This window comes from Tenacibaculum agarivorans (genome assembly GCF_001936575.1).
GTDB lineage: Bacteria > Bacteroidota > Bacteroidia > Flavobacteriales > Flavobacteriaceae > Polaribacter > Polaribacter agarivorans.
Window position 1 is genome coordinate 41,169 of the sequence record NZ_MSMP01000032.1, and the last position, 16,192, is coordinate 57,360.

At 32.9% G+C, this 16,192-nt stretch carries 6 protein-coding genes; 4 read left to right on the plus strand and 2 right to left on the minus strand.

Going from position 1 to position 16,192, the window contains the following annotated elements:
- Positions 1-50: 50 nt before the first annotated feature.
- The 4 genes from BVC87_RS18650 (at position 51) to BVC87_RS18665 (ending at position 6,649) form a co-directional block, all read left to right on the plus strand.
- A complete protein-coding gene (locus BVC87_RS18650) occupies positions 51-1,478 on the plus strand; it encodes an ATP-dependent DNA helicase (protein ID WP_075343925.1) in 1,428 nt (475 codons plus the stop codon).
- A 119-nt stretch (positions 1,479-1,597) separates the two neighbouring features.
- Positions 1,598-2,866 (plus strand): WG repeat-containing protein, encoded by a 1,269-nt coding sequence (locus BVC87_RS18655; protein WP_075343926.1) that lies wholly within the window; start codon positions 1,598-1,600, stop codon positions 2,864-2,866.
- 267 nt (positions 2,867-3,133) lie between these two features.
- Entirely contained in the window at positions 3,134-5,632 is a 2,499-nt protein-coding gene (locus tag BVC87_RS18660; protein ID WP_075343927.1) for a PIG-L family deacetylase, read from the plus strand.
- A gap of 177 nt (positions 5,633-5,809) precedes the next feature.
- Complete coding sequence (locus tag BVC87_RS18665) at positions 5,810-6,649, plus strand: DMT family transporter (RefSeq protein ID WP_262509531.1); 840 nt, start codon at positions 5,810-5,812, stop codon at positions 6,647-6,649.
- An 88-nt stretch (positions 6,650-6,737) separates the two neighbouring features.
- Here BVC87_RS18665 and BVC87_RS18670 read toward each other — a convergent pair whose 3' ends face one another.
- Both BVC87_RS18670 and BVC87_RS18675 read right to left on the minus strand, forming a co-directional pair.
- Complete coding sequence (locus BVC87_RS18670) at positions 6,738-14,432, minus strand: ELWxxDGT repeat protein (RefSeq protein ID WP_083629615.1); 7,695 nt, start codon at positions 14,430-14,432, stop codon at positions 6,738-6,740.
- Between the two features lie 172 nt (positions 14,433-14,604).
- On the minus strand, positions 14,605-16,192 hold a 1,588-nt coding region (locus tag BVC87_RS18675; protein ID WP_143569838.1), incomplete at its 5' end, for an MBG domain-containing protein.

A 16,192-nucleotide genomic window follows, 5' to 3' on the forward strand; every position in this document is an offset into this window, starting at 1 on the left:
TAAAAACAATTATTTATAATAACGCGTACCTTTGTGCATTTATTTAGCATATGATGAAATCTGCTGGTGATTTCCATAAAGAAATCCTAAAAAACTTTTCGTACGATCCAACATCAAAACAATTAGAGTTAATTCATCAACTTACTGAGTTCATTTTCAGTGATAACAGTAATGTTTTGTTTTTATTAAAAGGGTACGCAGGAACAGGTAAAACTACTGTAATCAGTACGATAGTACATAATTTATGGAAAATAGGAAAAAAAGCAGTATTACTAGCACCAACAGGTAGAGCGGCAAAAGTAATTTCAGGGTATTCTAAAAGACAGGCATTCACAATTCATAAAAAGATTTACTTTCCTAAAAAACAATCCAATGGTGGCGTGAGTTTTGTAATGCAACCGAATAAGCATACAAATACGATTTTTATTGTAGATGAGGCTTCAATGATATCTGATCAGGTTCAAAACGCAAAACTTTTTGAAAATGGATCGGTATTAGACGATCTAATCTCTTATGTGTATTCTGGAAAAAACTGTAAACTGGTGTTTATTGGTGATACGGCTCAATTACCACCAGTAAAACTAGATGTAAGTCCAGCGTTAGATGGAGATAAACTTTCTTTACATTACAATAAAGATATAAATGAAATTGAATTAGATGAAGTAGTACGCCAACAACAAGATTCTGGAATTTTAGCCAATGCAACAGATTTAAGACTTTTGATTCAAAATGAAGGAATAGAGTTTCAGTTTGATTTAGACTTTCCAGATATAGTAAGACTTCAAGATGGTTATGACATCCAAGATGCGATTACAGAATCGTATGATGGAGAAATAGGAGTAGAAGATACAGCAATTATTGTTCGTTCTAATAAAAGAGCAAATCAATATAACCAACAAATCCGAACAAAAATTAGGGGACAAGAGAATGAAATTTCTGTTGGTGATTATGTTATGGTAGTTAAAAACAACTATTTCTGGTTAAAAGATTCTTCTTCTGCAGGCTTTATAGCAAATGGTGATATCTGTGAAGTAATGCGAATTCATGAAATTAAAGAATTATATGGATTTAAATTTGCCGAAGTTGTTATCAGAATGATTGATTATCCAGATATGAAGCCTTTTGATACAGTGTTATTATTAGACACCTTAACAAGTGAAAGTCCATCATTAACCTATGAAGAATCCAATAAATTGTATGAAGCTGTAAAAGAAGATTTCGCCCATGAAAAATCAAAGTATAAGCAGTTTATGGGAGTAAAGAAGAATAAATATTTTAATGCACTTCAGGTTAAATTTTCTTATGCCATGACTTGTCATAAATCACAGGGAGGTCAATGGAAAACTATTTTTATTGAACAACCATATTTACCAGAAGGAAGCAGTGTTGAATACTTACGATGGTTATATACTGCGGTTACCAGGGCACAAGAAAAATTATATTTGATAGGGTTTAAAGACGAGTATTTTGTTGGATAGTTACACTATTATCCTGTCTTAGGAAGTTTGTTTTTAAATAACTTATTGATAGTCTACATAATAAAGTTTTATTTTTTTGGTTAAGTTTAGTGTCTAAAAACCAAATAACTCTTTACCAAATGAAAAAGCAAATTACATTTGTATGCCTTTGGTGTACACTACTATTAGTATCTCAAACAAAAAAAGTAGAGGGACTTTTATCAGCTAATAAATTTACAGGAATTGTTATAAGCGAATATGATGGTACTCACTTTTGGGTAACACATAATTCTAAATATAAAATAGTAGACAATAAAGGGAATATTGTATATACAGACATAGGAATGAAAAATACATTTCAACCTGGTAAAAATAGCGCAACGCTCAAGAATAGTATTTTTGAAGATTATGACACAAAAAAGTATGCAAGTAGATTTATTTCCATAAAAAATAAAAAGCCTCTAAGCGATTTTGTATATCAAGACATCATTTCTTTTAATAACGATACATATTTAGCAGTAAAAAATATTCAAAAGAAGAGAGAGTATATATATTTGGATAAAGAATTAAAAATTCTTTATAAAACTGATTTAAATCAGATAGCTAAGAAAATGAACTTATCTTTTTCTGAGAAAATGAGGTTTAATAACCCTAAACTAAAGCGATTTTTTGGAGCCTTTAATGATGGATTAACCAAAATTTACAATCCTAAAAAAAATAAGTTTGGTTTTGTGAACAGAAATGGGAAAACAGTAATTCCTGAAGTATATAAAGTAGTTAATGATTTTTCAGAAGGATTAGCATCATTTAAAACGGATGATAATTTATATGGTTTTATAAATACAAAAGGAGAAAAGGTAATACCAGCAAAATATAGTAAACAACCTTATTCTTTTTTAAGCGGTAGAGCGAAAGTATTATCAAAAAGTGGCTTCTTTGGATATATAGACTCCAAAGATGATTTAGTGATCGATGTACAATATAGATTTGCTACTAACTTTTATAAAGGTTATGCATTAGTTCAAAAAGATGAAATGTCCCCAGTTTTACTTATAGACAAGAATGGAACAGTAGTGAAAGAGTTTGGGAAAGATATAAAGGTAAAATTTCAAGAGAAAGCACATCAATTTCTGACTCCTGCTATTCATGTAGAGTACTTAACACATGTCAATTCAACACTACAACAATTAGTAGATTTTAAAAAAGGTATTTTTATCAATAGGTTTAACCGTTATGGTTTACTAGATATGGAAGGAAATGTCATTTTAGATTTTAAATATAGTTCTCTAAAAGATTACAATAATGGTTTAGTATTAGCAATTTATAAGGATAAGAACAATATACAAAAGCAAGGATTACTCAATGAAAAAGGAGAATTTGTGGTAGAAGTTGGTGAATCTAAATTTTAAAAATATTTTGGAGTTATTTCTTTCTGATTCTATTTTTTTAGTTATTATTAGCTTCTAGCTTCTAGCTTCTAGCTTCTAGCTTCTAGCTTCTAGCTTCTAGCTTCTAGCTTCTAGCTTCTAGCTTCTAGCTTCTGACCTAGTAGATCTCTAAGTTGAAAATTTACAGCCAATCATAGCTAGCATATAAAAATGTTAGTGTTTTGTTAAACTCATTTCCTTAGCGTTTAAAAAGATTACATTTGTTTGTCAATCTTTTAACCCATAGAAATGAACAGAAAAGTACTTGTTTGTCTTTCATTTTTGCTGATTTCTGTTTCAGCAGTAGCGCAAAAACCACAAAAGTTAACAACCAATCAGATTTACGAAAAAATTCAAAAACTAAATTTTTTAGGAACAGCATTGTATGTAGCGGCGCATCCTGATGATGAAAATACACGATTAATAGCGTATTTAGCAAATAAAGTAAAAGCAAGAACAGCCTATTTATCACTAACAAGAGGAGATGGTGGACAAAATTTAATAGGTTCAGAAATTCGTGAATTGTTAGGGGTTATAAGAACGCAAGAATTATTAGCTGCAAGAGGAGTAGACGGAGGAGAACAGCAATTTTCAAGAGCTAATGATTTCGGATATTCTAAGCATCCAGATGAAACATTAGCAATTTGGGAAAAAGATAAAGTATTATCTGACGTAGTTTGGGCAATCAGAACTTTTAAACCAGATGTAATTGTTAATCGTTTTGATCATAGAACGCCAGGAACTACCCATGGTCACCACACAACATCTGCAATGTTAAGCGTTGAAGCTTTTGATTTGGCAGGTGATAAAACTAAATATCCAGAACAATTAAAATATACTGATACTTGGCAACCAAACCGTTTATTTTTCAACACATCGTGGTGGTTTTATGGAAGTAGAGAACGATTCGAAAAAGCGGATAAAAGTAAAATGTTAAATTTCGATATTGGTGTGTATTATCCTTTAAAAGGAGTTTCTAATAATGAATTAGCATCAATAGCTAGTAGCCAACATTTATGTCAAGGTTTTGGTAGATTAACGACAAGAGGAGGACAAACAGAGTATGTAGAGTTTTTAAAAGGAGATTTTCCAAAAGATAAGAAGAATATTTTTTCAGGAATTAATACCACTTGGAATAGAGTAAAAGGAGGGGGAGAAATAGGAGATATCTTATATGAAATAGAACAAAATTTTGATTTTGTAAATCCAGCAAAACATTTACCAAGTCTTGTAAAAGCATATAGTCTGATAGAAAAATTAGAAGATGAGCATTGGAAAACTATCAAATTAAAAGAAATAAAAAATATTATAGAAGCTTGTGCAGGATTGTATTTAGAAGCTTCAGCAAAAACCTCTAGTGCTACACCAAATTCTTCTGTAAAAGTAGATTTTGAAGTATTAAATAGAAGTACAGTTTCTATGGATTTAACTTCAATAGAATGGTTGCCTGCTAAATCAAAAGTTGAAAAGAATTTAGATTTACTAGCTAATAAGAAAGAGAATTTTACGGAAAATTTATCACTATCTGGTATTTCTTATTCATCTCCATATTGGTTATCTAATCCTTGGGATTTAGGAATGTATACTGTAAATAATCAAGAATTAATTGGGAAACCAGAAACGCCAAGACCAATTCAGGTAAAATTCAATTTAATGATTGAAGATATACCAATTTCTTTCACTAAAAATGTAATTAGACGTTATTCACAAAGAGATAAAGGAGAGATTTATGAGCCTTTTGAAGTGCTACCTAAAGTAACAACGAGATTAAAAGATAAGGTGATTATTTTTTCAGATAACACATCCAAAAAAATAGCTGTAGAAGTTAGGTCAGGAGAAGCAAACGTAAATGGTAAAGTAACATTGAAAGTTCCTAGCGGTTGGAATGTTACACCACAAGAGGTAGATTTCAATATTGAACAGAAAGGAGATAAACAAGTTGTTGATTTTACTATAAATCCTTCTGCTACCCAATCTGAAGGAAATATTGAAGCCATTGCAAGTATTTCCAATACTATGTTTGATAAAGAACTCATAGATATCAATTACAATCATATTCCTAAGCAATCTGTACTCTTACCTTCAAAAGCGAAAGTAGTTCGTTTAGATATTAAAAAAGAAGGGAAATCTATTGGTTATATCCAAGGATCTGGAGATGCAGTACCAGAAAGTTTACGTCAAATAGGTTATACAGTAACAGAGATTCTTCCTGAAAGTATTAATGAGAATTCATTACGTGATTTTGATGCGGTTGTGATTGGTATTAGAGCTTACAATACGAAAAAAGTATTACAGTTTAAGCAAAAGTATGTATTAGAGTACGTTAAAAATGGAGGCAATGTAATTGTCCAGTACAATACAAATAGAAGAGTAGATGTAAAAGCACCATATACATTGCAATTATCTAGAGATAGGGTTACGGATGAGCATGCTAAAGTAAAAATGCTAGCTAAAGAACATTCAGTATTGAATTATCCTAATAAAATTTCGGATACTGATTTTGAAGGATGGGTGCAAGAAAGAGGCTTATATTTTCCTAACAAGTGGAGTAACGAATATACTCCAATACTAGCCATGAATGATAAAGGAGAGTCTTCTAAAAAAGGAAGTTTGTTAGTGGCGCAATACGGAAAAGGAAACTATATCTACACAGGATTAAGTTTCTTTAGGGAGTTGCCAGCAGGAGTTCCTGGAGCCTATAAGCTGTTTGCCAATCTACTCTCACTAAAAGAGAACCAAATTAAATAATGTAATAGTAAAACCTCGAATTTCGAGGTTTTTTTATGCGTTGAAGTCTATTTCTGTTGTTTAAAAGATAAGAGAAAAACAGGCATAAGTTTAATTCTATATTTAATTGGTTTTCCACGTTTTTTGAACCTATGTTTGTAGCCTAAGAAACTTTTTTATACCCTTAAAACTTACACATTGAAAAAAGCCATTTATTTAATGCTACTTAGCGCATTGTGTTTTACCATAATGAATATATCGGTAAAATACTTAGCAGGATTCTCTGCTTATCAAAAAGTATTTTTTAGAGCTATTGGATCTTTAATTTTTACTATGGGATATTTAATATATCATAAAATACCAATGTTAGGAAATCAAAAAAAACTTTTGGTGTTAAGAGGTTTGGTAGGTGTAACTTCTATGGGGTTATTTTTCGCTTCTACAGATTATTTATCTATTGGCACTGCAGTTTCTTTGCGATATACTTCTCCTATTTTTGCCGCAATTTTAGCTGTTGTACTATTGAAAGAAAAAATATTTAAAATGCAATGGTTCTATTTTTTCATAGCTTTTGTAGGGGTACTTTTGATAAAAGGATTTACCAATGAAGTCAATATACTAGGTGTAAGTTTAATTTTAGTTTCTGCGTTTTTTAGCGGCTTGGTATATGTAGTAATTACTAAGATTGGTAACCAAGATCATCCTGTAGTGATTGTTAATTATTTCATGTGGATTTCCACTATTTTGGGAGGTTTATTGTCGATAAATAATTGGAAGACACCTAAAGGAACAGAATGGTTAATCCTATTAAGTTTGGGGCTGTTTGGATATTTTGGACAGTTATTTATGACTAAAGCGTATCAGCTAGGTACGGTGAATAAAATTGTTCCATTAAAATATATAGAGGTTGTTTTTACCATGATTCTAGGAATGTTATGGTTTGGAGATCAGTATCCTTTATTAAGTGTATTAGGTGTTGTTTTAGTAATTGCAGCTTTAGTTTTAAACGTTTTGTATAAACAGAAAGTAAAAGCTTAGTTTGTTTAATAGTTATCAAAAATAAAAAACACCACTATAACAGTGGTGTTTTTTACCTATAAAAAGAAGTTGTATAGTCCCCTTTATTTTAATTTTTAATAAATTTTTTAATAATCCTTGTACTAGAAAGATTAGGAGAAGTAACCTCTAATAGATATACACCAGTAGGTAATTGAGATACATCTAACATACTATCTTTTCTATAATCTATCACTTGTTTTATAAATACACCATTTAAAGTGTAGATACGTAAAGTAATATCCAAAGGTAAATCAGAAATCTGAATAGTATTCACTGTAGGATTTGGATATACTTTAATTATTGCTTTTTCTTGTCTAGGAGTTAATGGTTTTTTAGGGTGAATAACCAAAGTTTTTGTTACTGTTTCTGCAGTATGATAGTTGCTATTTCCGTTTTGACTCACAGTAATATTAATTGTTCCGGTATTTAGAATAGTTACTGTATTACCAGAAATGGTAGCTATATTACTATCTGAACTATGGAAAGTAACGGCTAAACCAGAAGAAGCAATTGCAGTTAAATCAAAAGTATCATCACCATAGTTTACATCTACTAAATCATTAAATGTAATAGTTTGATTTGCTTTCTTGATTTCAAAATCATTCGAAATAAATGAGATATTATAATTAGGATTGGTTAAAGTTCCTTGTTGAATTGAATAAAATCCAACATTTTCGCCTACTTTACGTGTTAAGTCTCCAGAAAGGATATCACTATCAACTAAATTACCTGAAATAATTGTATAAGTAAGATTAGGATCACTAGTTCCAAATACTTTAGATTGTCTTATGTCTGGTGTAACTGTAATAGCTTTTTGATTTACAGTTAGTGTCTGAGTAACATTAGTAGCTGCATTATAATTTCCATTTCCAGCTTGACTAGCTGTTATAGTTGTAGTTCCTACACCAACAATTGTTATTGTATTTCCAGAAATAGTTGCAACAGAAGTATCAGAACTAGAATAGGTAATTGTTAATCCAGAATCCGAAGTAGCATTTAGATTAAAATCAGCATCTCCATAAGTAACATCTGACAAACTATTAAATATTATTGCCTGATCTGCTTTAGTGATTTCAAAGTCATTTGAAACAAATGTAATACCATAGTTAGCATTATCTAAAGTTCCTTGATTGATTGCATAGAATCCAACATCTTCTCCAGTTATTCTTTCTATGTCTCCATTTAATACATCCCCAATTACTAAACTACCTGAAGTAATAGAGTAGGTTAGTGTAGGCTCTGTAGTCCCGAATACTTTAGCTTGTCCAGCATCAGCAGTAACTGTAATTGCTTTTTGATTTACAGTTAGTGTCTGAGTAACATCCGCAGCTGCATTATAATTTCCATTTCCAGTTTGACTAGCTGTTATAGTTGTAGTTCCTACACCAACAATAGTTACAATATTTCCAGAAACAGTGGCTACAGAAGTATCCGAACTTGAGTATGTCACTGTTAATCCAGAATTAGAAGTAGCATTTAGATTAAAATCAGCATCACCATAAGTTACATCTGATAAACTATTGAAAGTGATTAATTGATCCGCCTTATTGATTTCAAAATCGTTCGAAACAAATGTGATATCATAGTTAACATTATCTAAAGTTCCTTGATTGATTGCATAGAATCCAACATTTTCTCCAGTTACTCTTTCTATGTTTCCATTCAATAGATCTCCTGAAACTAAACTACCTGAAGTAATAGAGTAGGTTAGTGTAGGTTCTGTAGTTCCAAATACTTTAGCTTGTCCAGCATCAGCAGTAACTGTAATAGCTTTTTGATTTACAGTTAGTGTCTGAGTAACATCAGTAGTTGCGTTGTAGTTTCCATTCCCAACTTGACTCGCTGTAATAGTTGTAGTTCCTACACCAACAATAGTCACTGTGTTTCCAGAAACGGTTGCCACAGCAGTATCAGAACTAGAATAGGTAATTGTTAATCCAGAATCCGAAGTCGCATTTAAATTAAAATCAGCATCACCATAAGTTACATCTGATAAACTATTGAATGTGATTGTTTGATCCGCTTTCGTGATTTCAAAATCGTTAGAAACAAATGTGATATCATAGTTAGTATTATCCAAAGTTCCTTGATTGATTGCATAGAACGCAACATCTTCTCCAGTTACTCTTTCTATGTTTCCAATCAATGCATCTCCAGTTAATAAATTACCAGAAGTAATTGAGTAGGTTAGGGTAGGTTCTGAAGTTCCAAATACTTTAGCTTGTCCAGCATCAGCAGTAATTGTAATAGCTTTTTGATTTACAGTTAGTGTCTGAGTAACATCTGTAGCTGCATTATAATTTCCATTCCCAGCTTGACTAGCTGTTATAGTTGTAGTTCCCACACCAACAATTGTTACAGTACTTCCTGAAACAGTTGCTACAGAAGTATCCGAACTAGAATAGGTAATTGTTAATCCAGAATCCGAAGTTGCATTTAGATTAAAATCAGCATCTCCATAAGTTAGATCTGATAAACTATTGAATGTGATTGCCTGATCTGCTTTAGTGATTTCAAAATTGTTCGAAACAAATGTGATATCATAGTTAGCATTATCTAAAGTTCCTTGATTGATGGTATAAAACCCAACATTTTCTCCTGTTACTCTTTCTATGTTTCCATTTAATACATCTCCTGAAACTAAACTACCTGAAGTAATAGAGTAGGTTAGTGTAGGCTCTGTAGTTCCAAATACTTTAGCTTGTCCAGCATCAGCAGTAATTGTAATAGCTTTTGTATTTACAGTTAGTGTCTGAGTAACATCAGTAGCTGCATTATAATTTCCATTCCCAACTTGACTCGCTGTAATAGTTGTAGTTCCTACACCAACAATAGTCACTGTGTTTCCAGAAACGGTTGCCACAGAAGTATCCGAACTTGAGTATGTCACTGTTAATCCAGAATCCGAAGTAGCATTTAAATTAAAATTAGCATCACCATAGGTTACATCTGCTAAACTATTGAAAGTGATTGTCTGATCCGCTTTAGTGATTTCAAAATCGTTCGAAACAAATGTGATGTTATAATTTACATTACCTAAAGTTCCTTGATTGATTGCATAGAACCCAACATTTTCGCCTGTTACTCTTTCTATGTTTCCATTCAATAGATCTCCTGAAACTAAACTACCTGAAGTAATAGAGTAGGTTAGTGTAGGCTCTGTAGTTCCGAATACTTTAGCTTGTCCAGCATCAGCAGTAATTGTAATCTCTCTTGGGGTTACTTTTAAGGTTTGATCTACTGATGCAGCCGCATTAAAATTGTTATTTCCAGCTTGACTTGCCGTGATGATTGTGCTTCCGACACCCACAATAGTAATTGTATTTCCAGAAACTGTTGCCACTGAAGTATCTGAACTCATATATGAAATTGCTAAACCTGAATCTGCGCTTGCACTTAAATTAAAATCAGTATCTCCGTAAGTGACATCAGTTAGATTATTGAAAGTAATAGCTTGATTTACTTTATTGAACACAAAATCATCAAAAACTGCCAACAAACCACTTCTTTGCGTGATTTCTATTTTATCTACATCATCAAATATTGAAGTTAAATCATGAAAACCTTGATTAATATCACCTCCTGAATCACTCCCAATAGAACTTCCATTTTTGAATCCTGTAATAGTAGCCAATCCACCATATCCACCTTGATCTGAAAAGTAAAAACTATCTATATTAAAGGCTGAACCGTCGATAGCTTCAATCGTAAATTTATCAGTGCTTCCTGTAAAAGGTGCTGCTTGTATTCCATTAGAACCCGCATTACCTCTAAAAGCACTTTCTTGAATAACACCTGGACTTACAGTAAATTTAAAACCATCAATTTCATAACTCGCTCCTAGAGTCGCATTTTTCGAAAAGTCTTCTGCATTAAAATCGATTACTTTTTGAGCTATGATAAAATTTGCTCCAGTAAAACCTAAAGTATAATTGTTATTCAATGCTAAAGTTCCCTGTGAAATTGCATATGTACCAATAGTTTCTCCTGCAACTCTAGTTAAACTCCCTGTAAATGTATCACTACCGACTAGGCTTCCTCTGGTAATACTATAGGATAAAGTAGGGTCACTACTTCCTATTTCTTTACTAAGTCTATCTGTTTGGATATCAATTTCCATTTTATTTACTACAAGTGTTTGTGGAACATCGGTAGCAGGCTTAAAATCAGGATTGCCAGCTTGTGATGCGGTAATGGTAGTTGTTCCTGCTCCAACAATAGTTACGGTATTTCCTGAAACAGTAGCTACTGAAGTATCAGAACTTACGTAGGTGACAGCTAAACCTGAATCTGATATAGCTGTTAAGTCGAAATCTGTATCACCATAGGTAACATCGGTTAAAGGATTAAAGGTGATCGTTTGTTCAGCTTGACCGAATTCGTATGCTCCAATGTCTATAGTAGCTGTAGTATCGTTATTACCATCAATGATTCTTACTTTTCCTCCTAAACCTATAGCTACTGTAGTTGCGGAATTATTTCCTGCATCTATTAAAGGAGAACTTCCTTGCAAGCTAAAATCTTCTGCCGCGATGTCTTTGAAAAGCACATCTGTGACTGTGGTTCCATCAATATTACCTGTGCCAGATGGATTTTCTCCTTTTAGATAACTATAATTCGAGCTTAGAACTCCAGCACCTGTTATTAAAACAGTCCTATTTTGTGTACCTTCAACAATGGTGTTTTCTAAAGTGATATTTCCATTATTGGTTCCAAAAACCCCAAATGCAGACTGCACTGTATTGTTTATGAGTGTACAATTAGTAAAGGTCAAATTTTGATTGTATGCATAAATAGCATCGGTTACCGTTGCCGTATTATCATAGAATAAACAATTAGTAAAAGTAGTAGAACTTGTACCATCGGCGTGGGAAATAATTGAACCTAATTCGGCTTGATTATTTCTAAAAATACAGTTATTAATTTCAATAGCACTACCATTACGCACAAACATAGCTCCACCATGTGTATCTGTTATAACACGAGAATTATTTTCGACTGTTGCGTTTCCTTCTTCAATAATAAAACCATCAATGGTGATATTCTCTTTTTCTTCGATAGTAATTATCGTTTGACTATTTCCTTGCGTATCACCAGGGATACCAAGATCTCCACTTAAGATAGTTGGATGATTCGTCCAGTCTCTTTCAGATAAGTCACTTTCTGTTCCTTTAAAGCCACCATATAATTTAATATTACTTGGAATATGAAATGAAAGCTTATTGTTAGTTCCTGGATCATAAGATCCTTGCTGTACCCATATTTCTTCTACCGTTGGACAAGATCTTACTATTTTTAATGCCTGTTGTAGTGAAACTGCTTCTGCCCAAGAAGTCCCTGTATTCGTTTCACTACCTGTAGGAGTAACGAATAATTTATTTGAAGTAATAGCCGAGCAATCGTAAGGAATATAGACATGCAATTCATCATTATGGATACCATCTTTCCCTCGGAAATACAACTTATTGCCTAACGGAGTAAATTCTACAGGACTTGAACCACTTGTTGGATTAACATCTGCAGCAAGAAATGTCCCTGCTTCTGTTCCATCGGTTTGCCAAACTTCCGTACTATGAATACCATCATCAGCTCTAAAAAACAATAAGTCTCCAAAAGATTGAAAGTAGCCTACTCCAGATGAAGCTACCCCTGGATGTATATCCTTAAAAAGTTGAGTTCCTGCTTCTGTACCATCACTCACCCATAATTCACGACCATATACATTGTTTTCTGCTCGAAAATAGAGTTTATCTTTATGAACATATAAATCTGCTACACCACTACTATTGATACCTGTAAAAATGTCCTTTACTAACTGTACAGTAGATGTAGCTGGGTCAAACACGTGTAATTCTCCACCTCTGGTTGCATCTCTCATTACGAAAAATAACTTACTATCAAAAGGGATTAAATCGTAAGGATTACTTGAAGCGAATCCTACCCCTGTTTCAAAAGCCATTTTGCTCCCCGAACTAGTACCATCAGTTTCCCAAATCTCGACACCTTCTGTAGAGGTAGAGGCTTCAATATACATTTTACCATCTAAAATCACTATCCCACGGATATCAATAGCACTGCCCATAGGTAGTTTAAAAACATCTATTTTTTCGGTCCCAGCTTTAGTACCATCAGTTTTAAAAAGCTGTTGTGCCGCAGTAGCTACATCATACATTGCAAAGTATAGACTTCCATTAAATACCGTTAAATGGTAAGCTCCATGACCAATACTTCCATCCGTCATATCAATTACCTGGGTACCTGCTTCTGTGCCATCAGTGACCCATAACTCTTGTCCATGAATATTATCATTAGCACGGAAATACACTTTATTATTAAAAACAGTTAATCCTCTTGGGCTAGAACTAGAGCTTCCTACTCTGATGTCCTTTAATAATTGAGTTCCCGCTTCGGTACCATCACTAATCCAAAGTTCGTGCCCGGTAATATTGTCTCTAGCACTAAACAGTAATTGATTATTCCAAGCAATCATATCTATTAAAGAACTATTGCTTGTAGAAGGATCAATAAAACTTACTTGTTGTGTACCTGACTCGGTACCATCAGTAACAAAAAGTTCTTGACCTGCCATAGGTCCATTAGCTCGAAAGTATAGTTTGCCATCCAAAATGGTAAAATCTGCTGGACTGCTAGAATTACTTCGCTCGGGATCAATATCTTTTACTATACTAGTTCCCATTGGAGTACCATCAGTAACCCATAATTCATGTCCAGTAGTTCCATCAGAAGCACTGAAATACATATTATTATCGTAAGTCGCAAAATTTCTTGGATTACTACCAGTAAATCCTGGTAGAATATCTACGGTTAGTTTAGTACCCATTACTGTACCATCACTCTCCCATAATTCATTTCCATTGACACCATCAGTAGCTCTAAAATATAGTTTTCCATTAAAGACGTATAAATAAGAAGGGCTAGACCACCCAGTATCAGGATGAATATTAACAAACAATTGAGTACCAGACTCAGTCCCATCAGTTACCCATAGTTCACTACCCGTAGCATTTTGATAGGCCATAAAATATAACTTTCCATTATAAGTCGTTAAATAACTTACCTGCGAACCATTGATTCCTGGGTTGATATCTTTTACCATCTGAGTTCCTATCTCGGTTCCATCAGTTACCCATAACTCTTCTCCATTAACGCCATCGCTGGCTTCGAAATAGAGTTTGTTATCAAATACCTCAAAATCTGACAGAAAACTACTTGCTATGCCAGGTGCGATATCTTTAAGCATTTGCGTTCCTTCTTCCGTACCATCAGTTACCCATAGCTCACTACCATGTACACCATCGTTAGCTTCGAAATATATTTTATTATTAAAAAGAATAAAGTCATTTGCCCCACTACCAGATCTTCCTGGTCGGATATCTTTGAGTAATTTGGTACCCGTTGGAGTTCCATCAGTTACCCAGAGTTCTCGATTCACAGTAGCTCCAATAGCAGAAAAATACAGTTTGCCATTTAGTTCTACAAAATCTTTAGGTGAAGAGCTACGATTCCCTGGATTGATATCTAGAAACATCTTTGTTCCTAATGTAGTGCCATCACTTATCCACAGTTCTTCCCCATGAATTTGATCGTCCGCTCTAAAATATAAGCTACCATTGTATTCGGTAATATATTCTACATAAGCATAACCTGTGAAGCTTTGATTAATGTCCTTGACCAATTCTGTGTGTTGTGCAGAGATTGTTATGCAAAGAAAAAATGTTAAAAGGGTAATTGTATATCTCATGTTGTTTATAATCTCAAAAAAATAATTTGTTTGTCTATTAACTGTACAGGTAAATTTTAGATTACCCTAGTTTTGAGATATAAAATGTGCTATTTTATGAAAAAACACCACAATTGTATGTGGTGTTTTGTTTCCCCCTTATAAAATGAAGTTGTATAGAAAATCCCTCATTTTAACTTTTAATAATTTTTTTGATGATTCTTTGACTGATAAGATTTGGAGAAGTGATTTCCAATAAATATACACCTGCAGGTAATTGTGATACATCTACCGTATCTCCATTTCTATAATCAGTTACTTGTTTTACTAATGCACCTTTTAAATCGTAAATTCGTAGCGTAGTTTCTAGAGGTAAATCAGAAACTTGAACGTCTTTTACTGTAGGATTAGGGAACATTTTAATACTCTCTTTTTCTTGTTTGGGTGTTAATTGTTTTTTAGGACGAATAACTAAAGTTTTTACTACATCATCTGCAGGATGATAATTACTGTTCCCACTTTGACTCACAGTAATAGTAATTGTTCCGGTATTTAGAATAGTTACTGTATTACCAGAAATGGTAGCTATATTACTATCTGAACTTTGGAAAGTAACAGCTAAACCAGAAGAAGCAATTGCTGTTAAATCAAAACTATCATCACCATAGTTTAGATCTGCTAAATCATTAAATGTAATAGTTTGATTTGCCTTCTTTATTTCAAAATCATTCGAAATAAATGAGATATTATAATTTGGGTTTGTTAAAGTTCCTTGTTGAATTGAATAAAATCCAACATTTTCACCTACTTCACGTGTTAAGTTTCCAGAAAGGAAATCACTATCAACTAAATTACCAGAAATAATTGCATAAGTAAGATTAGGATCACTAGTTCCAAATACTTTAGATTGTCTTATACCTGCTGCAACCGTAATTGCTTTTGGCGTTACAGTTAATGTTTGCCTAACATCACTTGTAGGATTGTAATTTCCATTTCCAGCTTGATTAGCTGTTATGGTTGTAGTTCCTACACCAACAATAGTTACCGTATTTCCAGAAATAGTTGCTACCGAAGTATCCGAACTTGAATAGGTAATTGTTAATCCAGAATCCGAAGTAGCATTTAGATTAAAATCAGCGTCACCATAAGTTATATCTGATAAACTATTGAAAGTGATTGTTTGATCCGCTTTAGTGATTTCAAAATCGTTCGAAACAAATGTGATATCATAGTTCGTATTCTCTAAAGTTCCTTGATTGATTGCATAGAATCCAACATTTTCTCCTGTTACTCTTTCTATGTTTCCATTCAATACATCTCCAGTTACTAAACTACCTGAAGTAATAGCATAGGTTAAAGTAGGCTCTATACTTCCAAATACTTTAGATTGTCCAGCATCAGCAGTAAGGGTAATTGCTTTTTGGTTTACAGTCAGCGTTTGAATAACATTCGTAGCAGCATTATAATTTATACCTCCTGTTTGACTAGCAGTAATAGTTGTAGTTCCTACTCCTATAATCGTAACTGTATTTCCAGAAACAGTCGCCACAGAAGTATCAGAACTAGTATATGTAACTGTTAGTCCAGAATCAGAAGTTGCATTTAGATTGAAATCAGTATCCCCATAGATTACATCAGATAAACTATTGAATGTGATTATTTGATCAGCTTTAGTGATTTCAAAATCATTAGAAATAAGTATGATATTATAGTTAGCATTATCTAAAGTTCCTTGTTGGATAGCATAGAATCCAACATTTTCACCAGTTATTCTTTCTAAG

Excerpts from the sequence above, each read along its gene's own strand:
- BVC87_RS18650 (WP_075343925.1), top strand. The coding sequence starts at position 51 with ATGATGAAATCTGCTGGTGATTTCCATAAAGAAATCCTAAAAAACTTT.
- BVC87_RS18655 (WP_075343926.1), top strand. The coding sequence starts at position 1,598 with ATGAAAAAGCAAATTACATTTGTATGCCTTTGGTGTACACTACTATTA.
- BVC87_RS18670 (WP_083629615.1), bottom strand. The coding sequence starts at position 14,432 with ATGAGATATACAATTACCCTTTTAACATTTTTTCTTTGCATAACAATC.
- BVC87_RS18660 (WP_075343927.1), top strand. The coding sequence starts at position 3,134 with ATGAACAGAAAAGTACTTGTTTGTCTTTCATTTTTGCTGATTTCTGTT.